General features: G+C 71.0%; 22 protein-coding genes and 2 tRNA genes. 13 read left to right on the top strand and 11 right to left on the bottom strand.

Going from position 1 to position 24,527, the window contains the following annotated elements; genetic code table 11:
• Positions 1-164: 164 nt before the first annotated feature.
• The 3 genes from ACZ7DY_RS12610 (at position 165) to ACZ7DY_RS12600 (ending at position 1,844) form a co-directional block, all read left to right on the top strand.
• The gene (locus ACZ7DY_RS12610; protein ID WP_471133604.1) at positions 165-650 is read left to right on the top strand and encodes a ribose-5-phosphate isomerase; all 486 of its coding nucleotides are present in this window, start codon (positions 165-167) and stop codon (positions 648-650) included.
• Between the two features lie 91 nt (positions 651-741).
• The gene (locus ACZ7DY_RS12605; protein WP_471133602.1) at positions 742-1,554 is read left to right on the top strand and encodes an Fpg/Nei family DNA glycosylase; all 813 of its coding nucleotides are present in this window, start codon (positions 742-744) and stop codon (positions 1,552-1,554) included.
• Between the two features lie 65 nt (positions 1,555-1,619).
• The gene (locus ACZ7DY_RS12600) at positions 1,620-1,844 is read left to right on the top strand and encodes a superinfection immunity protein (protein ID WP_471133599.1); all 225 of its coding nucleotides are present in this window, start codon (positions 1,620-1,622) and stop codon (positions 1,842-1,844) included.
• Positions 1,845-1,869: 25 nt separating this feature from the next.
• Here the strand turns inward: ACZ7DY_RS12600 and ACZ7DY_RS12595 are convergent, their stop codons facing one another.
• Positions 1,870-3,099: a GNAT family N-acetyltransferase gene (locus ACZ7DY_RS12595; RefSeq protein ID WP_471133596.1), complete on the bottom strand. Its 1,230-nt coding sequence runs from the start codon at positions 3,097-3,099 to the stop codon at positions 1,870-1,872.
• 151 nt (positions 3,100-3,250) lie between these two features.
• On the opposite strand from ACZ7DY_RS12595, the gene ACZ7DY_RS12590 reads away from it, so the two are divergent.
• Positions 3,251-4,435: a PP2C family protein-serine/threonine phosphatase gene (locus tag ACZ7DY_RS12590; protein WP_471133593.1), complete on the top strand. Its 1,185-nt coding sequence runs from the start codon at positions 3,251-3,253 to the stop codon at positions 4,433-4,435.
• 13 nt (positions 4,436-4,448) lie between these two features.
• On the opposite strand, the gene ACZ7DY_RS12585 is transcribed toward ACZ7DY_RS12590, so the two are convergent.
• From ACZ7DY_RS12585 to ACZ7DY_RS12575, 3 genes are all read right to left on the bottom strand, one after another.
• Positions 4,449-5,654 (bottom strand): cation:proton antiporter, encoded by a 1,206-nt coding sequence (locus ACZ7DY_RS12585; protein ID WP_471133590.1) that lies wholly within the window; start codon positions 5,652-5,654, stop codon positions 4,449-4,451.
• Positions 5,655-5,830: 176 nt separating this feature from the next.
• Positions 5,831-6,178 (bottom strand): DUF397 domain-containing protein, encoded by a 348-nt coding sequence (locus ACZ7DY_RS12580; protein WP_471133587.1) that lies wholly within the window; start codon positions 6,176-6,178, stop codon positions 5,831-5,833.
• Positions 6,138-6,986 (bottom strand): helix-turn-helix domain-containing protein, encoded by an 849-nt coding sequence (locus ACZ7DY_RS12575; RefSeq protein ID WP_471133584.1) that lies wholly within the window; start codon positions 6,984-6,986, stop codon positions 6,138-6,140. Before ACZ7DY_RS12575 ends, ACZ7DY_RS12580 begins: the two co-directional genes overlap by 41 nt.
• Before the next feature lie 199 nt (positions 6,987-7,185).
• On the opposite strand from ACZ7DY_RS12575, the gene ACZ7DY_RS12570 reads away from it, so the two are divergent.
• Genes ACZ7DY_RS12570 through ACZ7DY_RS12560 form a run of 3 tightly spaced genes read left to right on the top strand, consistent with a single transcriptional unit; the run spans position 7,186 to position 10,975 of the window.
• Positions 7,186-8,049: an ABC transporter ATP-binding protein gene (locus tag ACZ7DY_RS12570; RefSeq protein ID WP_471133582.1), complete on the top strand. Its 864-nt coding sequence runs from the start codon at positions 7,186-7,188 to the stop codon at positions 8,047-8,049.
• Positions 8,049-10,505: an FtsX-like permease family protein gene (locus ACZ7DY_RS12565; protein WP_471133579.1), complete on the top strand. Its 2,457-nt coding sequence runs from the start codon at positions 8,049-8,051 to the stop codon at positions 10,503-10,505. The genes ACZ7DY_RS12570 and ACZ7DY_RS12565 overlap by 1 nt, the downstream gene beginning before the upstream one ends.
• A complete protein-coding gene (locus tag ACZ7DY_RS12560; protein WP_471133576.1) occupies positions 10,502-10,975 on the top strand; it encodes an HD domain-containing protein in 474 nt (157 codons plus the stop codon). Before ACZ7DY_RS12565 ends, ACZ7DY_RS12560 begins: the two co-directional genes overlap by 4 nt.
• 24 nt (positions 10,976-10,999) lie before the next feature.
• Here the strand turns inward: ACZ7DY_RS12560 and ACZ7DY_RS12555 are convergent, their stop codons facing one another.
• Positions 11,000-12,211: an acyltransferase family protein gene (locus tag ACZ7DY_RS12555; protein ID WP_471133574.1), complete on the bottom strand. Its 1,212-nt coding sequence runs from the start codon at positions 12,209-12,211 to the stop codon at positions 11,000-11,002.
• Between the two features lie 630 nt (positions 12,212-12,841).
• Here ACZ7DY_RS12555 and ACZ7DY_RS12550 point away from each other — a divergent pair.
• Complete coding sequence (locus ACZ7DY_RS12550) at positions 12,842-13,036, top strand: hypothetical protein (protein ID WP_030783273.1); 195 nt, start codon at positions 12,842-12,844, stop codon at positions 13,034-13,036.
• A 62-nt stretch (positions 13,037-13,098) separates the two neighbouring features.
• Here the strand turns inward: ACZ7DY_RS12550 and ACZ7DY_RS12545 are convergent, their stop codons facing one another.
• From ACZ7DY_RS12545 to ACZ7DY_RS12535, 3 genes are all read right to left on the bottom strand, one after another.
• Positions 13,099-14,385 (bottom strand): SufS family cysteine desulfurase, encoded by a 1,287-nt coding sequence (locus tag ACZ7DY_RS12545; protein ID WP_471133571.1) that lies wholly within the window; start codon positions 14,383-14,385, stop codon positions 13,099-13,101.
• Positions 14,372-15,760, bottom strand: coding sequence for a family 2B encapsulin nanocompartment shell protein (locus ACZ7DY_RS12540; RefSeq protein WP_471133568.1), 1,389 nt, complete (start codon positions 15,758-15,760; stop codon positions 14,372-14,374). Before ACZ7DY_RS12540 ends, ACZ7DY_RS12545 begins: the two co-directional genes overlap by 14 nt.
• A gap of 334 nt (positions 15,761-16,094) precedes the next feature.
• Positions 16,095-16,165: transfer RNA gene (locus ACZ7DY_RS12535), tRNA-Gly, on the bottom strand.
• A 142-nt stretch (positions 16,166-16,307) separates the two neighbouring features.
• Between ACZ7DY_RS12535 and ACZ7DY_RS12530 the strand changes: the two genes are divergently transcribed.
• The 5 genes from ACZ7DY_RS12530 to clpX all read left to right on the top strand — a co-directional run bounded on the left by ACZ7DY_RS12530 (position 16,308) and on the right by clpX (position 21,163).
• Positions 16,308-16,384, top strand: a tRNA-Pro gene (locus ACZ7DY_RS12530).
• Between the two features lie 135 nt (positions 16,385-16,519).
• Positions 16,520-17,899: a trigger factor gene (gene tig, locus ACZ7DY_RS12525; RefSeq protein ID WP_471133567.1), complete on the top strand. Its 1,380-nt coding sequence runs from the start codon at positions 16,520-16,522 to the stop codon at positions 17,897-17,899.
• 446 nt (positions 17,900-18,345) lie between these two features.
• Positions 18,346-18,951, top strand: a complete 606-nt coding sequence (locus ACZ7DY_RS12520) for an ATP-dependent Clp protease proteolytic subunit (RefSeq protein WP_471134538.1) — start codon at positions 18,346-18,348, stop codon at positions 18,949-18,951.
• A gap of 62 nt (positions 18,952-19,013) precedes the next feature.
• Complete coding sequence (locus ACZ7DY_RS12515; protein ID WP_471133564.1) at positions 19,014-19,709, top strand: ATP-dependent Clp protease proteolytic subunit; 696 nt, start codon at positions 19,014-19,016, stop codon at positions 19,707-19,709.
• A 167-nt stretch (positions 19,710-19,876) separates the two neighbouring features.
• The gene (gene clpX / locus ACZ7DY_RS12510; protein ID WP_471133562.1) at positions 19,877-21,163 is read left to right on the top strand and encodes an ATP-dependent Clp protease ATP-binding subunit ClpX; all 1,287 of its coding nucleotides are present in this window, start codon (positions 19,877-19,879) and stop codon (positions 21,161-21,163) included.
• Between the two features lie 109 nt (positions 21,164-21,272).
• Here the strand turns inward: clpX and ACZ7DY_RS12505 are convergent, their stop codons facing one another.
• From ACZ7DY_RS12505 to ACZ7DY_RS12495, 3 genes are all read right to left on the bottom strand, one after another.
• Complete coding sequence (locus ACZ7DY_RS12505; protein WP_471133559.1) at positions 21,273-22,265, bottom strand: hypothetical protein; 993 nt, start codon at positions 22,263-22,265, stop codon at positions 21,273-21,275.
• A gap of 128 nt (positions 22,266-22,393) precedes the next feature.
• Positions 22,394-23,410 (bottom strand): hypothetical protein, encoded by a 1,017-nt coding sequence (locus ACZ7DY_RS12500; RefSeq protein WP_471133556.1) that lies wholly within the window; start codon positions 23,408-23,410, stop codon positions 22,394-22,396.
• 173 nt (positions 23,411-23,583) lie between these two features.
• Entirely contained in the window at positions 23,584-24,516 is a 933-nt protein-coding gene (locus ACZ7DY_RS12495; RefSeq protein WP_471133553.1) for a hypothetical protein, read from the bottom strand.
• Positions 24,517-24,527: the final 11 nt, after the last annotated feature.

The following is a 24,527-nucleotide window of genomic DNA, read 5'->3' as shown; positions in this document are numbered from 1 at the left end:
GGGTCACGAGCCCCCGCATTCAAACTCAGGGGTGAACGGGACGGAAGTCCTGAATCCGGATCGTTGTATTCAAGCCAAAGGCCTGGACCAAGGTCCCGACCTGGGAGATCAAGGATCTGCCCCGGTCGCGGCTACCCGGCTCCCGACGTGCCACACTCGGACGCATGCGCGTGTACCTCGGCTCGGATCATGCCGGCTACGAACTCAAGAACCACTTGGTCGAATGGCTCAAGAGCCACGGCCACGAGCCCGTCGACTGCGGGCCCCACATCTATGACGCCCAGGACGACTACCCGCCGTTCTGCCTGCGTGCCGCGGAGAAGACCGCCGCGGACCCGGAGGCGCTCGGCATCGTCATCGGCGGCTCCGGCAACGGCGAGCAGATCGCCGCGAACAAGGTGAAGGGCGTGCGGGCGGCCCTGGCCTGGAGCGAGCAGACCGCCGCGCTCGGCCGCGAGCACAACGACGCCAACGTCATCTCCATCGGCGGCCGGATGCACACCCAGGAGGAGGCGACGAAGTTCGTCGAGATCTTCCTGAGCACGCCGTACTCCGGTGAGGAGCGCCACACGCGCCGCATCGAGATGCTCTCCCGCTACGAGGAGACGGGCGAGCTGCCCGCGATCCCCGCCCACCACCCCCAGCCGTAGCGAGGCCACGGGGTCAAGCCCCGGACCCCGTTCCTCGAACGCCGGAGGGGCTGATTCCTCAGCCCCTCCCCACGCACCCCAAAGGGAGACCATGCCGGAGGGGCACACCATTCACCGGCTCGCCGCCGACCACCTGGAGCGGTTCGCCGGGAAACCGGTGACGGCACGCAGCCCGCAGGGCAAGTTCAGCGACAGCGCGGCCCTGCTCACCGGCCAGGTCATGGAGACCGCCGAGGCACACGGCAAGCACCTCTTCCTCGGCTTCGCCGAAACCGGGTGGGTCCACATCCACCTCGGCCTCTTCGGCAAGTACACCCTCGGCGGGACCCCGGCCCCGCCGCCCACGGACACCGTCCGCCTCCGCCTCCAGAACGAGGCGTACTACTCCGACCTCCGCGGCCCCACCACCTGCGCCCTCATCACGGACGAGGAGAAGCAGGCGATACACGACCGCCTGGGCCCGGACCCGCTGCGCGAGGGTGACGACCCGGCCAAGGCCTACCGCCGCGTCTCCCGCAGCCGGACCACCGTCGCCGCCCTCCTCATGGACCAGAAGGTCATCGCGGGCGTCGGCAACGTCTACCGCGCGGAGGTCCTCTTCCGGCACGGCATCGACCCGTACACCCCGGGCAAGGACCTCACCGAGGCGCAGTGGGACGCGATCTGGGCGGACCTCGTCGCCCTGATGCGCGAGGGCGTCCGCCTCAACCGCATCGACACCGTCAGGCCCGAGCACACCCCCGAGGCGATGGGCCGCCCGCCGCGCGTCGACGACCACGGCGGCGAGGTCTACGTCTACCGCAGGGCGAACCAGCCCTGCCACCTCTGCGGCGGCGAGATCCGCACCGCCGGCCTCGCGGCCCGCAACCTCTTCTGGTGCCCCACCTGCCAGCGGCCCGCCTGAGCCGGACGACCGGCCGCGCGTAGGATCGACCGACCGCACCACCAGGCACGACGGGGGATCACCACATGTTCGGAACCGACTGGATCGACGGTCCCCTCGCCATCGCGGTCGGGGTGCTCTTCGTCGCCGTCTACCTGCTGCCGTCCCTCATCGCCTTCAACCGCGAGTCGGAGCACCGCTGGCTGGTGCTCCTCATCAACCTCGTCTTCGGCGCCTCGGTCATCGGCTGGCTGATCGCCCTCTACCTGGCGACCCGCAAGACCGGCGCCCCCGCGGGCCGGCCCGCCTGAGGCCGGCCCGCCCGAGGCCCCCCGGCTAGAAGCCGTGCGGCAGCCAAGGCGCCACGTCCGAGCCGAAGGCCATTGAAGCCTCGGCCAGCGCGCCCTGCCGCAGCTCCCGCACTCGCCCCGCCGCCGCCAGGGACGACAGGGAGACGCCGCCGAGATACGCCGAGCCCAACTCCCGTACGGACAGGGCGAGGTCGGCCGCGTCCTCGGTGCGCTCGCACGAGGCCCCCTTGGCGTCCCCGGTCAGCCGCCAACGCCCCGCGTTCCAGGGGCAGAAGGCGTCCTCGACCTCGAACACCACGTCCACGGGCGCCTGGTAGGTCCGCGCCTCAAGGGCCGCGCCCACCTCCACGAGCCGTACGTACAGCGAGTCCCGCACCGACAGGTCACAGCGCCGGACGTCCGAGACCAGGTGCAGCAGCGGGTCGTCCACCGGGCGGTTGTGCACCGAGACCGACGACGTCAGGTCGATGCCGAAGAGGAACCGCCACAGCGCCGCGTACGCCGCCGGGTCGAGGGCCTCCAGGTCGCGGAGGTGCACGGTGCCCTTGGGGCCCTGCCAGTCCCACTCGGGCTTGACGGCGAACCGTGTGTACCCGACGAGCTCGCCGTCGCGCTCGGCGACCACGCACTGCAGCGGCGACGCCCCGTTGCGCTCGCTCGGCGGGTCGAGCAGCCTGAGCCGCTCCCAGCCCGGCTGGCGGGCCAGCATGCCCGGACGCCCGGTCACCAGGCGTGCGTACAGCGCCTCGCACGCGTCGTGGACGTCGTCCGGCTTCGCGTACCGCAGACGCACGTCGTCCGTACCCGCGGGGACGGACAGCCGCACCCGGGCCGTGTCGACGTCGACCTTCATCTGATACGTCGCCGCGCCGTACCCGAACCGGCCGTAGATGGCCGGCTCGGAGGCGGTGAGGACGGCCAGCGGCTCACCCCACGCGCGGACGTCGTCCAGCTGCCTGCGCATCATCGACGTCAGGATGCCGCGCCTGCGGTGGGTGGCGGCGACGCCGACCATCGTCACGCCCGCCGCGTCCACCAGAGCCCCGCCCGGCACCGAGAGACGGAAGGCGAACGACCCCGCCGCCCCCACGCACTCCTCCGCGTCCCACACGCCGATCGACCGGTCGTACGCGACGAGGCCGCTCCACAGTTCGCGCTCCTCGGGTGGCTCCGGGACACCGCCGAAGGCCACGTCCAGCAGTCCGTACCACCTGTCCCACTCAGCCTTTTCGAGCACCCGCACGTCTGTCGTCATATGCCATGACTACCAGGGCGATACGTCCGGTGCGACAGGATTTCTGGGCTCCACGGGGCCCGCGGGACCCCTTGCGCGAAGGCCCCGGGACGGGGGACAACTGGGACCTCCCGTGCGAAGTGCGCGGTCCGCTGGATAGGGTCCACGAGCAATGGCGGTACGACGAGAAGGGCGAGCGCGGCGCGAGCGGGGCGAGCGGCGCGCGGAAGCCGACACGTTCACGGCCCGGATGAAGAAACGGCTGCACCGGGTCCGCATCGTGCTGCGCAAATCCGGGGTCGACTACTTCCGCGGCGACGGCTCGGACTGGGTCGCCCTCGCCGGCCTCCTCCTCACCGTCCCCGTCATCACCCTCGGCACCATCGTCAACAACGTCTGGTGCTCACCGACCGCGCTCGTCCTGCCCATCGTCGCCGGCGGCCTGCTGCTGCGCCCCGCCAGCCTCCTCGGCCTGTACGCGGCGTCGGCGGTCGCCCTCATCGTGGAGTCGGTCCAGCTCGGCCCGTACACCGAAGGCCCCTCCCGCGTCACCCCCGGCACCGTCCTCGTCGTCGCGGCATGCGGCTTCTTCGGGCTGCTCATCGCCCAGTTCCGCAGCCGGGTCGGCGTGCCCTGGCGCGGCGGCGGCACCATGCTCTTCGACCTGCGCGAACGCATCCGCGTCCAGAGCAAGCTGCCGAAGCTGCCGCGCGGCTGGCACCGCGAGATGGCGCTGCGCCCGGCCGGCGGCCAGTCCTTCTCCGGCGACTTCGTGGTCGCCGCCCGCACCAACGGCGGCCGCACCCTGGAGGCCGTGCTCACCGACGTCTCGGGCAAGGGCATGGACGCGGGGTCGCGGGCGCTGCTCCTGTCCGGGGCGTTCGGCGGCCTGCTCGGCTCGCTGCCGCCGCACGCCTTCCTGCCCGCCGCCAACGGCTACCTGCTCCGCCAGGACTGGGACGAGGGGTTCGCGACCTCCATCCACCTCGTCCTCGACCTGGAGACCGGCGACTACGAACTCTTCTCCGCGGGCCATCCGCCGGGCCTCCAGCTCAGCGCGGGCAGCGGCCGCTGGGAGGAGAAGACGGGCCAGGGCCCGCTCCTCGGGGTGTACGACGGCGCGCAGTTCGACCCCGTCAAGGGCGTCCTGCGCCCCGGCGACGTCCTCATGCTCTTCACGGACGGCCTCGTCGAGACCTCCGACCGGGACATCGCCGAGGGCATGGACCGCCTGACGGGCGAGGCCGACCGGTATGTGGCCGGGGGCTTCCACGGGGCGGCCTGGCATCTGATCGAGGCGGTCGCGAAGGACGTGAACGACGACAGGGCGCTCCTGCTGATCTGCCGGGAGGCGTGAACCCCGGCTCCGGCTACGGCACGCTGTTCGCGGAGGCCCGTTCTTCCTTCCCGGACGAACGGGGCCCGGCCACCGCCTGGACACCGCCGCCCGGCAGCACCCGCGCCAGCCACTCCGACCGGCCCGCCGCCAGGGGGCCGAGGACCGCGAGCAGCAGCACATACCCCGCGATGAAGGGGGAGAGCCGCTCGTCGAGCCCCGCGCCCGCCGCCATCGTGGCGAGGATCAGCGCGAACTCGCCGCGCGCGAGCAGGGTGGTAGAGATGTTCGCCGCGGGGCCCGCCCCGAACCCGTACACGCGGGCCGCGCCGAGGCCGGCGAGGACGTTCATCAGGAGCGTCACCGCGACCGCGGCGAGCACCGGCCACACCACCACCGGCAGGTCACCGGGGTCGATGGAGAGCCCGAACGCGAAGAAGAAGATCGCCCCGAACGCGTCCCGCAGCGGATGCACCAGCTTGCGGACGCGTTCGCCGGACGCCGTGCTGCCCACCATCAGGCCGACCATGAACGCGCCGATCGCGTCCGCGACCCCGAACCACTCCGAGACCCCGGCGACGAAGACCGCGGCCCCGAGGAAGGAGATGACGAGCAGCTCGTCGTCCCTGGTGTCCATGAGCCGCCCGACGACCTTCGTGCCGAAGCGGGCGACGAGGGCGAGCAGCAGCAGGAAGCCGAACGCCTTGCCGCCGTCCATGACCGCCGCCGCGAGGCTGTCCGCGCCGGACAGGACGGGCTGCAGGGCCGCGAGGTAGAGCGCGAGGAAGATGTCCTCGACGACGATGATGCCGAGGATCGGCTTGGTCTCCGGGTTGCCGAGGCGGCCCGTGTCGACCAGGACCTTCGTGACGATCGCCGAGGACGAGATGCCGAGCACCCCGGCGAGGACCAGCGCTTCGGAGGTGCCCCAGCCGAGCGCGAATCCGAAGCCCAGGCCGGCGCCGACGTTCAGGGCGAGGTAGGTGCCTCCGGCGAGGGCCATCTTGCGGCCGCCCGTCTTGAGGTCGTCCAGGTGGAACTCCAGGCCCAGGTAGAAGAGGAGCAGGACCAGGCCGAGTGCCGAGAGCATCTCCAGGTCGTGGGGGTCGGAGACCAGGACCACGCCGGGGGTGTGGGGGCCGAGGAGGATCCCGGCCAGGATGAAGAGGGGGATGGTGGGGAGTCCGATGCGCCCGCCGATGCGGGCGAGGACGGCGGCGGCGAGAAAGGCGCCGCCCATGGCTATCAGGGTGTCTGCGTGTCCGATGGGCCCGTTCCTCCGGTAGGGGTTGGCAAAGAGAGCGTCAAGGACGCGTCAATACTTAGATTACCAAACGACCTACAGGGCGTGCCGGACCGAACCCCAGGGCCCCGGGGCGCCGGGGTGGGCGGCCGGGGCCCTGGGTCACGCCAGGATCAGACGCGGCCCTCCGCCGCCGCCGTGACGAACGCGGCGAAGGCCCCCGGCGCGACGGTGAACGCCGGGCCCTCGGGGTCCTTGGAGTCGCGCACGGCTACGTGGGCGCTGAGGTCGGCGACCTCGACGCACTCACCGCCCGTGTCGCTGCTGTGTGATGACTTGTGCCAGGCCGCCGAGCCGAGCGGGGCGCACTCGACGCAATCGCCGCCGGTGTCGCTGCTGTGTGATGACTTGCGCCAGGTCGCGGAGCCGAGCGGGGCGCACTCGACGCATGCGCCGCCGGTGTCGCCGCTGTAACTCGACTTACGCCATGTCGCACCCGTCAGAAGCTGGTTGGTCCCCATACCGTTCCTCCATCACGCGCGCGATCAGTGCCGCCGAGTCCTCAACGGACAGGGCGGATGCCTGCAAGCGAGCGTAACGAAGGGAACTCTCCTTGACCTTCTCGGGATGAGCCGTCATGTGCCCCTGCACGAAGTCCTCGGTGTAGATGAGGTCGGGGTCGTCCTCGAAGCGCAGCGTGTAGAACGTGCCCATCAAGCCCGCGTGTTGGCCCGCCGTGAACGGCAAGATCTGGAGGTTCACCCACTGGCTGTCCCGGTACTTCAGCAGGTGCGCCAGCTGTTCCCGCATGACCTCGCGGCCGCCGACCTCCTGATGCAGCACCGCCTCACTGAATACCGCCCACGACAGCGGTGGATTCTCCCGCTTCAGAACGCGCTGCCGGTCCATGCGGGCCTCGACCCGGGCGTCGAGGTTGTCGTCGGTCAGCACGCCGAGCACTTCACGCGCGTACGCCTCCGTCTGCAACAAGCCGTCCACCAACTGCGCCTGGAACGTGGAGATGTACGAGGCCCGCGCCTCCATCTCCGTGTACGCCTGGAACCAGCTCGGCAGCTGGCTGCGCAGGACGAGGCCCACGAGGCGCGACAGCTGGCCCTCCGTCCCCAGCGCCGCGTCCACCCGCTCGGAGAAGTCCCGCGTCGGCACCCTCTTCGTCGTCTCGATCTGGCCCACCAGGGACCCCGTACAGAAGATGCAGTCGCCCAACTGTCCCTGGCTCAGCCCGGCGGCTTCCCTCAGGCGGCGCAGCTCGGCGCCGTAGTAGTCGAGTGGTGAGGCGCTCGCGTCGAGCGCGCGGGGCTGGGTCACGTATGCCTCCAACGCCACGGAGGGTTGAATCCGGTCCGTGTTCAACCGTAAGCAAAAAGTCACAGGCCCGTGGGGTGAATGCCTCAACTGGGGTTAACCCCACCCCTGGTTCGCCAGCCGTCCTCATGGTTCACGGCACCCCCTGATCCGTACGTTCGAACCATCGACAACGACGTATGAACGGAAGGCGGGCACAGCCATGGGGCTGCGACGGAAGAAGCGGGCCGAAGAGGGCGGCAAGGGGGCGGCCGTGCCTCCGATGCCGAGCGCCCTGCCCGGCGACTGGGCCGTCGAGCTCCGCGGGGTGCGCCGCCAGTACGGCCGCGGCTCCGGCGCCGTCCACGCCCTCGCCGGCATCGACCTCGCCCTGCCCCGCGGCAGCTTCACCGCCGTCATGGGGCCCTCCGGGTCGGGCAAGTCCACCTTCCTGCAGTGCGCGGCCGGACTGGACCGGCCGACCGCAGGCACCGTCCGCCTCGGCGGCACCGAGATCACCGGCATGAGCGAGAACAAGCTCACCGAGCTGCGCCGCACCCGCCTCGGCTTCGTCTTCCAGGCCTTCAACCTGCTGCCCTCGCTGACCGTCGAACAGAACGTCGTCCTGCCGATGCGCCTCGCGGGCCACCGCCCCGACCGCCGCAGGGCCGCCGAGATGCTCACCCGCGTCGGCCTCGGCGACAAGGCGCGCCGCCGCCCCGGCCAGCTCTCCGGCGGCCAGCAGCAGCGTGTGGCCATCGCCCGCGCCCTGGTCACCGAGCCCGACGTGATCTTCGCCGACGAGCCGACCGGCGCCCTGGACACCACCACCGCCACCGAGATCCTCGGCCTGCTGCGCTCCGCCGTCGACACGCCCTCCGTGCCGGCCCGGCACGAGGGCGGGCGTCCCCACGGTGCCACCGTCGTCATGGTCACCCACGACCCGGCCGCCGCGGCCTACGCGGACCGGGTCCTCTTCCTCGCCGACGGCTCCATCGTCGACTGCCTGGAGCGCGCCTCGGCCGCGCAGATCGCGGCCCGCATGACGAGCCTGACCGCCCCGGCGTACGCGGGGGTGGCCGCGTAATGGCGTACGTGCCCAACGGCCTCGCCCGCGCCGCCGTCCGCTTCAAACCGGCAGCCTTCGTCGGCACGTTCGTCGCCCTGATGATGGCGTCCCTCATCGTGACCGCCTGCGGCGCCCTCCTGGAGACGGGGCTGCGCGCCTCCGTGCCGACCACCCGGTACGCGGGCGCCCCCGTGGTGGCCGCCGCCGACCAGTCGGCGCACATGGTGACGGGCAGCGGCGACAGCCGGTCCGAGGAGGCCACCCCGCTGCCCGACCGGGCGCGCGTCGACGATTCCCTGGTCGCCAGGGCCGGTGCGGTGCCCGGCGCGCGTGCCGCGATCGGCGACGTCACCTTCCCCGTCCGCTCCGGCGACCGGGACGTCACCGCGCACGGGTGGGGATCGACCGCCTTCACCGGCGAGAAGCTCACCGCGGGCCGTGCCCCGCACCCCGGCGAGGTCGTCCTCGCCGCCCCCGGCGCCGCCGTCGGCGAACACACCACGCTCACCACGGCCGACGGCCCCCGCAAGTACCGGATCTCCGGCACCGTACGGGCCGAAGGCGCCGCGCCCACCGCCTGGTTGGCCGACTCCGAGGCCGTCCGCGTCTCCGGCCACCCCGGACGCGTCGACGCCATCGCCGTCCTGCCCGAGGCGGGCGTCCCGGCCGGCACCCTCAAGGAGCGGGTCGCCAAGGCGCTCGGCGACAAGGCCGACGTCCACACCGGCGACGACCGCAGCGCCGCCGAAGGCTCCGAACTCGCCTACGCCAAAGAGCTGCTGACCGGTCTCGGCGGTTCCTTCGGCGGCATCGCCGCCCTGACCGCCGTCTTCACCGCGGCCGGCACCGTCGCCCTCTCGGTCGGGCAGCGGGCCCGCGAGTACGCGCTGCTGCGCGCCATCGGCACCACCCCGCGCCAGATCCGCCGCACCATCGCCACCGAGACCCTGCTCGTGGCGCCCTTCGCGGGGGCCGTCGGCGTCCTGCCCGGACTCGCCCTGGCCAGCTGGTGGTTCGGGCAGCTCAAGGAGAAGGGCGCGGTCCCGCAGGCCGTGGACCTGTCGGTCTCCTTCATCCCGCTCGTCTCCGCCATCGGCGTCGCCGTCCTCACGGCGCTCGGCGCCGGCTACCTCGCCGCCCGCCGCCCCTCCCGCATCAAGCCCGGCCAGGCGCTGAGCGAGGCCTCGGTGGAGCGGGCGCCGATCGGCTGGATCCGCACCCCGCTCGGCATCGCGGCCGCGGCCGGCGGCGCCGTCTTCACCGGTTTCGCCGCGAGCAACACCGGTGAGGACGCGGCGAACGCGGCACTCGGCGTCGTCATGCTCTTCATGCTCGCCGTCGCCCTGCTCGGCCCGCTGGTGGCCCGCGGCTGCGCCGCCCTCTTCGGTCTTCCGCTGCGCGGCGCCGGCGCCGCCGCGTCGCTCGCCGCCGCCAACTCCCGTACGAACGCCCGCAGGCTGGCCTCCGCCATCACCCCGATCGTGCTCGCCATGGCCTTCTCCAGCGTCCTCGTCTTCATGCACACCAGCGAGGACCGGGTCGCCGCCGACCAGCAGCGGGCCGGCATCACCGCGGACCACATCATCAGCCGCGAGCAGGGCCTCGCACCCGGCGAGGTGGCGGGGGCCGCCCGCGCCGACGGCGTCACCGCGGCCGTCGGCCTCCTCAAGACCTCCCTCCTCGTCCCCGTCGGCTCGGGCGGCGACCGCTGGCTGGAGTCGGCGTCGGCGCAGGGCGTCACCGGCTCCGCCGCCGACCTCGCAAAGGTCCAGGACCTGAAGGTCGAGAAGGGCGCCCTCGCGCTCGGCAGGGGCGAGATCGCGATCGACACCCGCCTCGCCGACTCCGCGCACGTGAGCACCGGCGACCGCATCGACGTCCGGCTGCCCGACGGCACCAAGGCGTCGCCGAAGGTCGTGGCGACGTACGGCAGGGGGCTCGGCCTGTCCCAGGCGACCATGCCGGCGGCCGACCTGAAGGAGCACGTCACCTCGTCCTTCGCCACCGAGATCTGGACGAAGGGCGGTTCCCCGGAGTCCCTCGCGGGGCTCGGCACCCTCAAGGACCGTGACGCCTACGCGCGGGCCCAGTCCATGGACCGCGCGCTCAACGCCTGGGCCAACACCACGATGGCGGCCGTCCTCGGCGGCTTCGCGGCCGTGGCCGCGGTCAACACCCTGGTGATGACGGTCCTGGACCGCCGCCGCGAACTCGGCACGCTCCGCCTGATCGGCTCCACCCGCCGCCAGGTGATGCGGATGGTCCGCTGGGAGGCGCTGCTCGTGACGTGCGCGGGCATCGTCATCGGCACGGCCATCGCGCTGGCCACGCTCGTCCCGATGATGAAGGGCCTGACCGGCGAGGCCCCGTACGTGCCGCCGCTGGTGTACGGCTCGTTCGTGGGCGCCGTCCTGGTGCTCGGCCTGGCGGCCACCACGCTGCCGGCGCGGGCGGCGCTAAAGTCGGCGCCATGACCACCGCAGGCCAGGACCGCGAGCCGCCACCTCTGCCGCTGACGCTGCCCGAGGTGGCGGCCCTGGCCCGCGAGGCCCACGCCGGCCAGACCGACAAGGCGGGGCGGCCCTACGCGGAACACCTGCGGGCCGTCGCCGAAGGGGTCGAGGCGCGCGGCGGCGACGCCGACCAGATCGCCGCGGCCTGGCTGCACGACGCGGTGGAGGACGACGCCCTCTCGGAGCGGTGGCTGCGCGAGGCCCCGCTGACGGCCCGTACCAAGGCCATCGTCCTGGCGCTCACCAAGCGCGCGGGCGAGCCCCCGCAGGCGTACGCCGAACGGATCCTCGCCACCGACGGCGCCCGCCTGGTGAAGGAGGCGGACCTGGCGCACAACGCGGACCCCGCCCGCCTCGCCGTCCTCGACGAAACGACGAGGGCGCGCCTGACGGCGAAGTACGCCGCCATGCGCGCCCTGTTGGGACTGTGACCGTCCCGCCGAGGAACCGTCCCGCTACGTGGTCCTCGCGCCGGTCCGCTCCCGGGCCAGCGCCGCCGCGTCCCGCTTGAACGCCCACTCCATCCTGGGCTCCATCGCGAAACGGAAGACGCGCTGCACCGGAGGCGTGCACAGCAGCGTCACCACGGTCGCGGCGACCGCCGTCACGAAGATCTCGCCGGCCGGCTTGTGCAGCCACTCGTAATCCTCGAACCAGCCCCAGAAACGCGAGCCCTTGGCGAGGAATCCGTGCAGCAGGTAGCCGTACAGCGTGCCCGCGCCGAGGATCGTGAACCACATCTTGCGGCGCGGCACCCACGCGAAGAAGCACGCGGTGAGGACCACGGAACAGCCGAAGAGCGCCATCGTCATCACGATGCCGACCCACCACGGCACGCCCAACTCCTGGGCGCTGTCCCGGCGGTAGAACCAGACGGAGGTCATCCGGGGCGCCGCCCAGTAGGCGAGCAGGACCGCGCCCGCGAAGACCGGCACCGAGAGCAGCCGCACCTCACGGCGGCGCACCAGCTGGAAGTGCTCGGGCTTCAGGAAGAGGCCCAGCACGAAGAACGGCATGAACTGCAGGACGCGCTGCAGATCGAGGTCGTCGCCGATGTCGGGTGAGATCACGGCGAGCATCGCGATGGCCAGTGCGAGCGGCACCGGCCAGCGCACGATCTTCCACAGCGGCACGGTGAGCCGCCACACGAAGAGCGCCACCAGGAACCAGGTGAGGTACCAGGGGTCGAGCAGGCTGATGGGGTGGCCCGGATCGTCGTCCGCCCAGCGCTTGAAGAGGGAGTACGCCACCTCGAAGATGACGTAGGGCACGGCGACGCCGGTGACCAGCCGCTTGAGGCGGTCGGGCCGCATGTCGAAACTGCGCGAGAAGTAGCCGGAGATCACGATGAACGCCGGCATGTGGAAGGTGTAGACGGTCATGTACAGCGCCTCGGCGGCGCGGCTGTGATCCGTCAGGGGTTCCCATGCGTGGGCCATCGCCACGAGGACGATCGCCAGGTACTTGGCGTTGTCGAAGAACGCGTCGCGCTGCTTGGCGGGCTTCGATCCGCTCTGGGCCGTGCTGTGGCCGCTCGGGGTGGGGGGGACCGTGGCGGCCTGCGGGGTCGGGTGGTGGGCGCGGGGAGTCGGGACTCCGGCCGCCGGCACCTGGGCCGGGGGGAGCGGCGCCCGGTGGCGTCCGTGCGGGTGCACCGAGTTGGTCACAGGCCCTCCCACCAAGAGCTCGGTGAGACGATCCGGGACCGCACTGCGCCTCTGGGGGTGGTGGCAGCGTGGAACATCTGAGGCACCCTAGCGTCGCCCCGCCGCTTTCGTAAAACCCTCGTCACTTTCGTCAACTCAATCTCTGTCAATCCAGTCGATGAATCCCGCTTAATGGGTACCGGCTACCCGGGAATCGTCCGTTTCGACGTGGCCGCGAGGGGAAGATCCGGGCACTTTCTGTCCGTTACGTCGCAACTCATCCGGTTTAAATGGTGCATAACGCCCGCGGGCGACTCCGGCGGAATGTCCGGTTGGTCGGGGAGTTCGGCGGGGTTACGCGCCTGTGATGTGCCTCTGGCGACAATTCGAATTTCCTGCGAACGCCGTGTGTGGCGATGGCAACGATCGGGCCGAATTCCCGCCGCGTCCCGGCCATCGAATTCCCGTGCGAGGGTGCGGCGTTCATGCGCCCCTAGGGCGGGCGCCGTCGCCGGCCCCGCGCGGCGGCGGCCGACGATGTGTCACCGGCCGCATAGAGGTGGCTTGTTGGTGGCACGATGGTCCCTGGCGGGGGTGTGCGGGGTCGTACCCCCCGGGCCGGGAGAGCGACCGACCTAGGGTGTGATCAGTGTGGCCATTTCGCTGTCAGTGGTACTGCTGTTGGCGATCATCCTTGTGGTGCTGATCCGCGGGGGATCGCTCAAGGCGGGCCCCGCGATCGTCGCGGTGCTCTTCGGCTTCTTCCTCGCCTCGACCGGCATGGCGCCCTCCATAAACCGCTTCCTGAACCAACTGGCGGAGACCATCAACTCGATCAGCTTCTGAGACGCCCCGGCCCGCCCCGGCGGGAGACCGGGGCGGGCCGGGACGGCGGGAACGGCAGCGGCTCAAGTGACCCCTTGCAGCCCCCGCAACGTCGCCACCAGCCGGTCCACCTCCTCGTACGTGTTGTAGAGCGCCAGTGACGCCCGCGCCGCGGAGTCCAGGCCGTAGTGCGCGAGCGCGGGCTGCGCGCAGTGATGGCCGGCCCGGACCGCGATGCCGTCACGGTCCAGCCGCTCGGCGACCGCCGCCGGATCGTGGCCCGCGAGCGTGAAGGTCAGCACCGCGATGCGCTCCGGGGCCGAGCCCAGCAGCGAGAGCCCCGGCACGGCGGCCATGGCCTGCCGCGCGTACTCCATGAGCGCGTTCTCGTACGAGGCGATGGCGTCCCGGTCGAAGCGGGACAGCCAGTTCACCGCGGCCAGCAGGCCGACCACGCCGGAGATGTGTCCGGTGCCCGCCTCCAGGAGGTGCGGCGCCGCGGCGAACGTCGTCCGCGCGAAGGAGACGGACTCGATCATGTTGCCGCCGCCCTGCCACGGCTTCATCGCCGCCATGATCTCCGGCTTCGCGTACAGCGCGCCGATCCCCGTGGGCGCGAACAGCTTGTGCCCGGAGAAGACGTAGAAGTCCGCGCCGAGCCCTTCCACGTCGACCGGCAGGTGCGCCACCGCCTGCGCGCCGTCCACCAGCACCTTCGCGTCGTAGCGGTGGGCGAGCGCCGCCATCTCACGGACCGGCGGCACGGTGCCGAGCACGTTCGAGGCGTGGCTGATCGCGACCAGCCGGGTGCGGTAGGAGAGCAGGTCCGCGTAGGCGTCCCGGTCGATCTGCCCGTCGGCGTCCAGCGGGACGGGGACCACCCGCGCCCGCGTCTCCCGCGCGATCAGCTGCCACGGGACGATGTCCGAGTGGTGTTCGAGTACGGGTACGAGGATGTCGTCCCCGGGACCGAGGTGGGTCCGCCCCCAGGTCTGGGCGACCAGGTTGATCGCCTCGGTGGTGCCGCGCGTGAACACCACGGTCTCCGGTGACTGGGCCCCCAGGAACGAGGCGACGGCGGCGCGCCCCGCCTCGTACAGCTCCGTCGCCTCCCGGGCCATGGTGTGCGCGCCGCGGTGGATGTTGGAGTTGGCGGAGGTGTAGTACGCGGTCAGGGCCTCGATGACCTGGCGCGGCTTCTGGGTGGTGGCGGCGTTGTCGAGCCAGGCCAGCGGATGGCCGTTCACCGTGCGGTGCAGGATCGGGAAGTCCTGGCGGACGGTCTCGACGGTCTCGGCGGAGAAAGCGCCGGGCGAGGCGGCCGGCTCCACGACCCGCGGGGCGGTGCCCGCGATGTCAGGAATAGTCATGGTACGTGCCCACCTCGACGTTCTGGAGGACGGCGATGGCGTCCTCCACGAGCACTGCCGTGTTGAAGTACGCCGTCATCAGATACGAGGTGATGCCCTTGTTGTCGACGCCCATGTTCCGCATGGACAGACCGGGTTCGACCTCGTCCGGCACCTCGCCGGGCCGCAGCCCCACCACGCCCTGCTCGGCCTCGCCCATCCGCATCAGCAGGATCTCGGTGGTGCCGGCGTCGGCGCCCGAGCCGTTGCTGAACCGCACCTTGTCGGAGGGGAGCAGCGGCACCCCGCGCCAGGTCAGCAGCGGACTGCCGAACCGGATGTCCGTCACCGGGGGCACGCCCCGCCGCGTGCACTCCCGCCCGAACGCGGCGATCGCCCTGGGGTGCGCGACGAAGTAGCCCGGCTGCTTCCACACCTTCGCCAGGAGCTCGTCGAGGTCGTCGGGGGTGGGTGCCCCGGTGCGCGCCCGTACGCGCTGCCCGGCGGAGACGCTGTTGAAGAGACCGAACTCCGGGTGGTTCAGGAGCGAGGCCTCCTGCCGCTCCCGCAGCGCCGCGACGGTCAGGTTGGCCTGCGCCCGGGTCTGGTCGATCGGCCCGTTGTAGAGGTCGGCCACCCGGGTGTGCACGCGCAGCACGGTCTGGGCGAGGGTCATGTGGTACTCCCGGGGCGCGTCCTCGTAGTCGACGAACGTCCCCGGCAGGTCCGGCTCGCCCACGTGCCCCGACGCGAGGTCCACCGGCACCTCGCCGCCCGGCAGCGACCCGTCGTCGGCGGCGTAGGCGTCCATCGCCGTGCGCAGCCCCTCGTCGCGCCCGGCGAGGGCGGTGAGCGCGGCCCGGTCGGCCACCAGCGCCGTGCCGCGGGTCAGGGCCTGCACGCGGTAGGGCATCGGCTCCTCCCGCGTCCACGCCCCGAGGTCGAAGAACTGCCCGTCGCCGACCACGTCGAGCAGCGCGTCCTCGCCGTACCGCCCCGTCACCCGCTTCTCCGCCCGCCCCCGCACGAGCACCCACAGCCGCTCGGCCGGGTCGCCCTCCTGGGCCAGCACCTGGCCGGGCTCGAAGGTGACCTCGGTGAAGGCGCCGGCGAGTTCGGCGAGGGCGTCGTCGTCGGCGTCGCACAGATAGGGCACCTCGCGTAAGTCGCCGGGCACCACGCGCGCCGTGCCGTTCTCGTCGTACGTGGTGACGCGGTCGTCGCCGAGCACGTAGGTGCGGCGGCGGTTGACGCGGTAGACGCCGGAGTCCACGTCGACCCAGGGCAGCGCCCGCAGCAGGTACCTGGGGGTGATCCCGCGCATCTGCGGGACGGTCTTGGTGGCGGTCGCCAGCTGCCGTGCGGCATCCGGGCCCAGAGCGAGTCGGTCGGCCATCTCAACCTCCGTGAAGTCGGGTGAAGGGCACCGATCGTCCGGCCCGCGCTCCGGGCCTCACAAGGGGGGTATTTGTCGGCAATGCAGCAGATGGGCCAGAACTGCCCTAGCCGGTCAAAAGGGCACCCCGGCTGAGCGGCGCACTGACACCCGGTGCCCGGCCCGCACGCCCGCGGGCCCGCCCGCATCCGGCCCGATCCCTCCCTGAGGGCGTACTAAGCGGCGCTGAAAGAACCCGTTATGAACCCCTGCGCGAGGCCTGCCCGCCCCCGGTCCGGACACGACGAAGGCCCGGTGAGAGGAATCCACCTCTCACCGGGCCTTCGGCCTGCAGAGCGGGCGACGGGAATCGAACCCGCGTAGCTAGTTTGGAAGACTAGGGCTCTACCATTGAGCTACGCCCGCACAGAACGCGCCACGACGCGGAAGCCGCGGCACGACAGGCATCGTAGCGGGTCCGCGGCGCTCGCCGCACGTCCCCCTCAGATGCCCCCGTTCAACGGGGGGCCGCACTGCCTGCGGGCATGTACCCTACGTGTCGCACCGACGGGGTGTGGCGCAGCTTGGTAGCGCGTCCGCTTTGGGAGCGGAAGGCCGTGGGTTCAAATCCCGCCACCCCGACCACGGGATCGTCCGTGAGACCACATCCAAGATCGCATTGTGGCTCGGCTCCTGCTTGCCGTTACTATGCAAGCTGTGTGCCCGTGTGTCTCTGAGCCGGGCAGAATCCCAAGAAGTCAGCCCCAAGGAGACCGAACCGTGAAGAGCGCCGTGGAGACCCTGAACCCGACCCGGGTTCGGCTCACTGTTGAGGTGCCCTTCGAGGAGCTCAAGGACAGCCTCGACGCGGCCTACAAGAAGATCAACCAGCAGGTCACGGTGAAGGGCTTCCGCAAGGGCAAGATCCCGGCCCGTGTCATCGACCAGCGGTTCGGCCGCGGCGCCGTCCTCGAAGAGGCCGTCAACGACGCGCTCCCGAAGTTCTACACCGAGGCCGTGAACGAGGCCGAGCTCAACGTCCTGGGCCAGCCCGAGGTGGACATCACCGAGCTGAAGGACAACGAGACCCTCAACTTCACCGCCGAGGTCGACATCCGTCCCGCGATCGAGATCCCGGACTACTCCGGCATCGAGGTCGAGGTCGACGCGGTCGAGGTCAGCGACGAGGACGTCGACAAGGCCGTCGAGGAGCTGCGCGAGCGCTTCGCCTCCACGTCCCCGGTCGAGCGTGCCGCCGAGGACGGCGACGTCGTGACGATCGACCTGGAGGCCAAGGTCGAGGGCGAGGTCCTGGAGGACGGCGTCGCGTCCGGCGTCTCCTACACGATCGGCTCCGGCGAGCTCCTCGAAGGCATCGACGAGGCCGTCAAGGGCCTGGAGGCCGGTGGCGAGGCCACCTTCACCTCCGAGCTCAAGGGCGGCTCGGCGGCCGGCAAGGAGTCCGAGGTCACCGTCAAGGTCACCCAGGTCGCCAAGCGCGAACTGCCGGAGCTCGACGACGACTTCGCGCAGCTGGCCTCCGAGTTCGACACCCTCGACGAGCTGAAGGCCGACAGCCGCAAGCGCCTCGAGAACATGAAGCAGTACGACCAGGCCACGCAGGCCCAGGAGCGCGTCCTGGAGAAGCTGCTCGAGCTGGTCGAGGTCCCCGTCCCCGAGAAGCTCCTCGCGGACGAGATCCAGACCCGCACGCACAACCTGGAGCACCACCAGCTCGGCCAGATGGGCCTCGACCTGGACAAGTACCTGGAGATCCAGGGCAAGTCCCGCGAGGAGTTCGACGCCGAGACCAAGGAGCAGGCCGAGAAGGGCATCAAGACGCAGTTCGTCCTCGACGAGCTCGTCAACAAGGAGAAGCTGAACGTGAACCAGGAGGAGCTCACCGAGCACCTCATGCGTCGCGCGCAGTCCTCCGGCATGTCCCCCGACCAGTTCGCCCAGGCCGTCGTCGAGGGCGGCCAGGTCCCGATGCTGGTCGGCGAGGTCGCCCGCGGCAAGGCCCTCGCGGTCGTCGTCGAGGCCGCCACGGTCAAGGACACGAACGGCGAGATCGTCGACCTGGACGACGACGAGGACGAGACGGCCGAGACCGTCGAGGCTTCCTCGGAAGAGGCCGCCGAGGAGAAGACCGAGGCGTGACCGCTGCGCTCGGCTGAACGTACACCGGGGCCCCCGGGACTTCACGGTCCCGGGGGCCCGGTTGCTTTCAGGCGCGGGGCCCGTGCGCTTTTAGGGGCGCGGGGAACTGCGCGAGCAACCACGTCCAAGCCGCACCCGCCATGGGTCCTGCCGCGGGCAGACGCGCCTGCGGCCCGGCGGGGGTTGCTCGCGCCGTTCCCCGCGCCCCTGACGGGGCACGACCGGCACCACTCGAGGTGCCCCGCCAGAACCTGCGCTCACAGCGAACAGTCACCTTTGCGGGATTCCCCGGACGGGGCTGAGCGTTAGGGTCCATGAATACGAGGGCAGGGGAGTCCCCGACGCCGCCCCGGAGCGGCGTGCACGCGGGTCCCCGCGCCCCAGCTGAAGACGTGAGACGGCCCGGCGCCGTCGTAAGACGAGCAGGTGGATACGTGACGAATCTGATGCCCTCCGCCGCCGGCGACCCCTCCATCGGTGGTGGCCTCGGCGACCAGGTCTACAACCGGCTGCTCGGCGAGCGGATCATCTTCCTCGGCCAGCCGGTCGACGACGACATTGCCAACAAGATCACCGCGCAGCTGCTGCTCCTTGCCTCCGACCCGGACAAGGACATCTACCTCTACATCAACAGCCCCGGCGGCTCGATCACGGCCGGCATGGCGATCTACGACACCATGCAGTACATCAAGAACGACGTGGTGACGATCGCGATGGGCATGGCGGCCTCCATGGGCCAGTTCCTGCTCAGCGCCGGCACGCCCGGCAAGCGCTTCGCGCTGCCGAACGCCGAGATCCTGATCCACCAGCCGTCCGCGGGTCTCGCCGGCTCCGCCTCGGACATCAAGATCCACGCCGAGCGTCTCCTTCTCACCAAGAAGAAGATGGCCGAGCTCACGGCCTTCCACACCGGCCAGAGCGTCGAGCAGGTCACGCGCGACTCGGACCGCGACCGCTGGTTCGACCCGCAGGAGGCCAAGGAGTACGGCCTCATCGACGACATCATGTCCAGCGCCGCCGGTATGCCGGGCGGGGGCGGCACCGGAGCCTGAGCCCCTTTGCTCAGCGCCCCGCAGCCGACACCTAAGCCCCGCCCTTCTCAGGAGAAGCAGAGATGAACAACTACCCCGGCAGCGGCCTCCTCGGGCGCGCTCAGGCCGAGAGCGGCCAGGCCGAGTTCACCGGCGCCACCGCCGAGTCCCGTTACGTGATCCCGCGCTTCGTCGAGCGCACCTCGCAGGGCGTGCGCGAGTACGACCCGTACGCGAAGCTCTTCGAGGAGCGCGTGATCTTCCTCGGCGTGCAGATCGACGACGCCTCCGCCAACGACGTCATGGCGCAGCTCCTGTGCCTGGAGTCGATGGACCCGGACCGCGACATCTCCATCTACATCAACAGCCCGGGCGGCTCGTTCACGGCCCTCACGGCCATCTACGACACGATGCAGTTCGTCAAGCCGGACGTGCAGACCGTCTGCATGGGCCAGGCCGCCTCGGCCGCCGCCGTGCTCCTCGCGGCCGGCACGCCGGGCAAGCGCATGGCTCTGCCGAACGCCCGCATCCTGATCCACCAGCCCTACAGCGAGACGGGCCGCGGTCAGGTCTCCGACCTGGAGATCGCCGCCAACGAAATCCTCCGGATGCGTTCGCAGCTGGAGGAGATGCTGGCCAAGCACTCCACGACGCCGATCGAGAAGATCCGCGAGGACATCGAGCGCGACAAGATCCTCACGGCCGAGGACGCGCTCTCGTACGGCCTGGTCGACCAGATCATCTCCACCCGGAAGATGAACAACGCCTCGGTCGTCTGACCCAGAGCTGTAGCATCTGCCGCTCCTTGGCACGGTTTGCGCACGACGCGCGTCGAAGTGAACCGTGCCAAGGGGGGCCCGAACGGGGGGCCCGGCAAGGTACCGTCGGATATGAGGCACCAGGAGCCGCTGAACGTGGCGTCTCCCAGGCGAAGGGGAAGCACCTCGTGGCACGCATCGGTGACGGCGGCGATCTGCTCAAGTGCTCGTTCTGCGGAAAGAGTCAGAAGCAGGTCAAGAAGCTCATCGCAGGCCCCGGTGTGTACATCTGCGATGAGTGCATCGACCTCTGTAACGAGATCATCGAGGAAGAGCTCGCGGAGACGAGCGAGGTCCGCTGGGAGGAACTGCCCAAGCCTCGCGAGATCTACGAATTCCTTGAGGGCTACGTCGTGGGCCAGGAGCCCGCGAAGAAGGCCCTCTCGGTAGCGGTGTACAACCACTACAAGCGGGTCCAGGCGGGAGAGAACGGCGGCGCGCAGGGCCGCGACGACGCGATCGAACTCGCGAAGTCCAACATCCTGCTGCTCGGTCCGACGGGATCCGGCAAGACGCTCCTGGCGCAGACGCTCGCCCGCATGCTGAACGTCCCGTTCGCCATCGCGGACGCGACGGCGCTCACGGAGGCGGGCTATGTCGGCGAGGACGTCGAGAACATCCTGCTCAAGCTGATCCAGGCGGCCGACTACGACGTCAAGAAGGCCGAGACCGGGATCATCTACATCGACGAGATCGACAAGGTCGCCCGCAAGAGCGAGAACCCGTCGATCACCCGCGATGTCTCGGGCGAAGGCGTCCAGCAGGCCCTGCTGAAGATCCTGGAGGGCACCACCGCCTCCGTCCCGCCGCAGGGCGGCCGCAAGCACCCGCACCAGGAATTCATCCAGATCGACACGACGAACGTGCTCTTCATCGTGGGCGGCGCCTTCGCCGGCCTCGAGAAGATCATCGAGTCGCGGGCGGGCGCCAAGGGCATCGGCTTCGGCGCCACCATCCGCTCCAAGCGCGAGATGGAGGAGAAGGACCAGTTCGAGGACATCATGCCGGAGGACCTGGTGAAGTTCGGGATGATCCCCGAGTTCATCGGCCGCCTCCCCGTGATCACCTCGGTCCACAACCTCGACCGCGAGGCCCTGCTCCAGATCCTGGTCGAGCCGCGCAACGCCCTGGTGAAGCAGTACCAGCGCCTGTTCGAACTCGACGGCGTGGAGCTGGACTTCGAGCGCGAGGCCCTGGAGGCCATCGCGGACCAGGCGATCCTCCGCCAGACCGGCGCGCGCGGCCTGCGCGCCATCATGGAGGAGGTCCTCCAGTCGGTGATGTACGAGGTGCCGTCCCGCAAGGACGTCGCCCGCGTCGTCATCACGGCGGACGTCGTCCGCTCGAACGTGAACCCGACCCTGGTCCCGCGCGACGCGCGCGGCCCCGGCGCCGGTGAGGCGAAGTCCGCGTAGCCGAAGGGCACGCGGGCACTCCGCGCAGTACGCCGAAGGGGCGCCCCGCGAGTGATCGCTGGGCGCCCCTTCGGCGTGACCTCGCCGGCTTCCGCCGGGTGTCGGGCCGTCAGGCCTTCACGCGGACTTCCTTGCGGACCTTGAGCGTGGTCGCCGAGGCATCGTCGAGCGAGACCTTGCCCGCCATGGCGTTCGCGACCTCCAGGGGGACCACGACGGCGAGGGTGCTGTGGTCGCCCCAGATGCAGACCGGCATGCGGATCTCCTTGGGGCCCGACGCCGAGCCGCCCGCGCTGTCGTTCTTGATCACGGATTCCTGGCACTTGAGGGCGGCGGAGCCGGTGCCGAAGTCCTTGGGGGCGCCGACCAGTTCGCCGGTCTGCGCGCCGGGTTTCTGCGAGTCCTTCTTCAGCTTGGCGAACATGGCGTCGACGGCGCCCTCGGGGTCCTTGACGTCGCCGTAGACACCCATGAACTGGATGACCTTCTGCGCCAGGGGATTGCTCTCGTCGCCCGACTTGTAGGCGGCGTCGACGTCCTGGGGGTCCTTCACGCCCGCCTTCTCGGCGGCGGCCAGGTCGCTGGAGTTGAAGCCGTTGCGCTCGTCGTCGTCCTTCTCGTAATCGCCGAGGATCGTGGCGGGCGTGGTCAGCTTGTGCGGGCCGTCGTTCTTGATGCCGGCGTCCGCGACGGTCGAGGAACCGCCGTGCTTGCCGCCGCCCTTGTCGTCGTCGCCCGCGAAGACGAAGTAACCGCCGACCGCGGCCGCGGCGACCACGGCGACGGCGGCGACGATGAGACCGGTCTTCTTCTTGCCGCCGCCCGGGGGCGGGGGCGGGACCTGGCCATAGCCGTAAGGGGCCTGTGGGGGGACCTGCCCGTAGGGGCCCGGCTGCTGGGGCTGGCCGTAGCCGCCCTGCTGCGGATAGCCGTAACCGGGCTGGGGCTGGGGCGGCGGCGGGGGAGCCTGCTGGGGGTAGCCGTAGCCGGGCTGGGGCTGCTGCGGCTGGCCGTACGGCCCGGGCTGCTGCGGCGGCTGGCCGTACGGGCCGGGCTGCTGGGGCGGCTGCCCGCCGTACGGGCCCGGCTGGTGGTAGCTCATGGGGGTTCCCCTCCGAAATCCTTATGTGTTCACGACATCCTGACGCAGCAGGGCCCGGCCGGATGACCGGGCCCCTGCCACGCCGGGGCCGACGGGCCGACGCGGGCCCGGCGGGTGTCGGACGGGCGTCAGCGCTTGACGCGCACTTCCCCGCGGAACTTCGCCGTGGTGGTCGCCGCCTCGTCGAGGTCGACGGCGGTCCCGGACAGCGCGCTCGCGACATCGGTGGTGACGACGTAGCCGATGGTGCTGTGGTCGCCCCAGATGCACGTCGCCGCGGACATCTCGCTCGGCCCCGAGGACCCGGTGGCGGAGCCGGAGGTGCCGGTCGCGCCGCCCATGGCGACCTTCATCTCCTGGCACTTCAGGACGGCGCCGCCGTCGAGCTCGGCGGGCTTGTACTCCTTCGGCTCGCCGACCAGCGTGACCTTCTGGCCGCCGGCCGCGCCCGCCGACGACTCGTTCTTCTCCTTGGCGTTGGTGAACATGTGGTCGACGACACCCTGGGGGTCCTCGATGTCCCCGTAGACGCCGCCGAAGTTCAGGATCTTCTGCGCCATTGGGTTGTCCTCACTGCCCGACTTGTAACCGGCGTGCACATCCTTGGGGTTCTTCACGCCAGCGGCCTCGGCCTTGTCGAGGTCGATGCTGTTCAGCCCGCTGGACTGCTCCTCGTCCTTCTCGTAGTCGGTCAGGACGGTCGCCGGCGTCGTCAGCTTGTGCGGGCCGTCGTTCTTGATGCCGCCGTCCGCGACGCTCGACGAACCGCCGTGCTTGCCGCCCCCCTTGTCGTCGTCCCCGCCGCCCGCCAGGAGGAAGTAACCGCCGACGGCTGCCGCGGCGACCACGGCGACGGCGGCTATGACGAGGCCGGTCTTCTTGCCGCCGCCACCGGGCGGCGGGGGCGGGACCTGGCCGTAGGGCTGCTGCTGGCCGTACGGGGGCTGGGGCGGCTGCCCGTAGGGGCCCGGCTGCTGGGGCTGGCCGTAGCCGCCCTGCTGCGGGGCCTGCTGGGGGTAGCCGTAGCCGGGCTGGGGAGCCTGCGGCGGCTGGCCGTAGGGGCCGGGCTGCTGCGGCTGCTGGCCGTACGGCCCGGGCTGCTGGGGCTGCTGCCCGCCGTACGGACCCGGCTGGTGGTAGCTCATCGCTGGGGTTCCCTCCCGATGCTCATGTGTTCCGAACATCCTCGCGGACGGGCGTGCGGGGGCGGACCGCCGGACCGGATCGATGCGGAGTTGTTGAAGGGCTGTTCCAGAGAACGGACGTACGAAGGCCCGGGACGCCACGCCGCCCCGGGCCCCTCTCCTCATCGGTCCCGCTACGCCTTGACGCGGGCCGCCTTGCGCAGGTCGGCCGCGAACCCGGCGACGTCGTCCGTGGCCAGGCCGCCGCCCTTGCCGAGCTTGGCCACGTCGACGCCGAAGACGATGCCGTACGTGCTGTGATCGGCCCAGATGCAGATCGGCAGCTTCATCTCGTCGCCGCCGTCCGTGATGCGGGCGGTCTGGCACTTCATGACGGCGTTGTCGAGACCGTCGGGCTCGACGGTCTCCGGGCTGCCGACCAGCTCGACCTTGTCACCGGGGTCGGTGGACTTGCGGGACTGCTTCTCGGAGTTCTCGTCGGCCTTGACGAACCCGTCGTCGACGGCCTGCTCCGGGTCGTCGATCTGCCCGTACATCCCCTGGAAGGTCATCTGCTTCCCCTTGAGGACTTCACCGGACTTGTACGAGGCCGACACGTTCTCGGGGTTCTTGATGCCGATGTCCTCGGCGTTCTTCTTGTCGCCCGAGCCGAGCGGGCCCTCGCCGGAGCCCCCTTCGTCGCTCTTCTTGTACTCGCCCACCGAGGCGGGCGGCACCAGCTTGTGCGCGCCGTCGTCCTCGACCGACGTCGAGCCGCCGTCGCCGAAGACGAAGTACGCGCCGACCCCGAGCGCCGCCACCACGGCGACCGCGCCGATGACGAGCCCCGTCTTCTTCTTGCCGCCGCCCTGAGCGGGCGGGGGCGGCGGGACCTGGCCGTACGGGGGCTGGGGCTGCTGCCCGTAGGGGCCCGGCTGCTGGGGTTGGCTGTAGGCGTCCTGCTGGGGAGCCTGGGGCGCCTGGTGCGGAGGGGGCGGGAAACCGTAGCCGGGCTGGGGCTGCTGCGGCTGCCCGTACGGGCCCGGCTGCTGCGGCGGCTGCTGGCCGTACGGGCCGGGCTGCTGGGGCTGCTGCCCGTCGTACGGGCCCGGTTGCTGGTTGCTCATGGCGTGGGTCC

The sequence above is a fragment of the Streptomyces sp. NPDC037013 genome (assembly GCF_055607265.1).
Note: the sequence above shows the minus strand (reverse complement) of the source record. Positions and strands in the feature narration are given on the sequence as shown.

Coding starts and splice junctions, on each gene's coding strand:
- ACZ7DY_RS12495 (WP_471133553.1), bottom strand. CDS start 24,516: ATGAGCAACCAGCAACCGGGCCCGTACGACGGGCAGCAGCCCCAGCAG.
- ACZ7DY_RS12600 (WP_471133599.1), top strand. CDS start 1,620: ATGTTCGGAACCGACTGGATCGACGGTCCCCTCGCCATCGCGGTCGGG.
- ACZ7DY_RS12585 (WP_471133590.1), bottom strand. CDS start 5,654: ATGGGCGGCGCCTTTCTCGCCGCCGCCGTCCTCGCCCGCATCGGCGGG.
- ACZ7DY_RS12545 (WP_471133571.1), bottom strand. CDS start 14,385: ATGACTATTCCTGACATCGCGGGCACCGCCCCGCGGGTCGTGGAGCCG.
- ACZ7DY_RS12590 (WP_471133593.1), top strand. CDS start 3,251: ATGGCGGTACGACGAGAAGGGCGAGCGCGGCGCGAGCGGGGCGAGCGG.
- ACZ7DY_RS12570 (WP_471133582.1), top strand. CDS start 7,186: ATGGGGCTGCGACGGAAGAAGCGGGCCGAAGAGGGCGGCAAGGGGGCG.
- ACZ7DY_RS12500 (WP_471133556.1), bottom strand. CDS start 23,410: ATGAGCTACCACCAGCCGGGTCCGTACGGCGGGCAGCAGCCCCAGCAG.
- ACZ7DY_RS12520 (WP_471134538.1), top strand. CDS start 18,346: ATGCCCTCCGCCGCCGGCGACCCCTCCATCGGTGGTGGCCTCGGCGAC.
- ACZ7DY_RS12560 (WP_471133576.1), top strand. CDS start 10,502: ATGACCACCGCAGGCCAGGACCGCGAGCCGCCACCTCTGCCGCTGACG.
- ACZ7DY_RS12515 (WP_471133564.1), top strand. CDS start 19,014: ATGAACAACTACCCCGGCAGCGGCCTCCTCGGGCGCGCTCAGGCCGAG.
- ACZ7DY_RS12565 (WP_471133579.1), top strand. CDS start 8,049: ATGGCGTACGTGCCCAACGGCCTCGCCCGCGCCGCCGTCCGCTTCAAA.
- ACZ7DY_RS12605 (WP_471133602.1), top strand. CDS start 742: ATGCCGGAGGGGCACACCATTCACCGGCTCGCCGCCGACCACCTGGAG.
- ACZ7DY_RS12540 (WP_471133568.1), bottom strand. CDS start 15,760: ATGGCCGACCGACTCGCTCTGGGCCCGGATGCCGCACGGCAGCTGGCG.
- ACZ7DY_RS12595 (WP_471133596.1), bottom strand. CDS start 3,099: ATGACGACAGACGTGCGGGTGCTCGAAAAGGCTGAGTGGGACAGGTGG.
- ACZ7DY_RS12505 (WP_471133559.1), bottom strand. CDS start 22,265: ATGAGCTACCACCAGCCGGGCCCGTACGGCGGGCAGCCGCCCCAGCAG.
- ACZ7DY_RS12580 (WP_471133587.1), bottom strand. CDS start 6,178: ATGGGGACCAACCAGCTTCTGACGGGTGCGACATGGCGTAAGTCGAGT.
- ACZ7DY_RS12610 (WP_471133604.1), top strand. CDS start 165: ATGCGCGTGTACCTCGGCTCGGATCATGCCGGCTACGAACTCAAGAAC.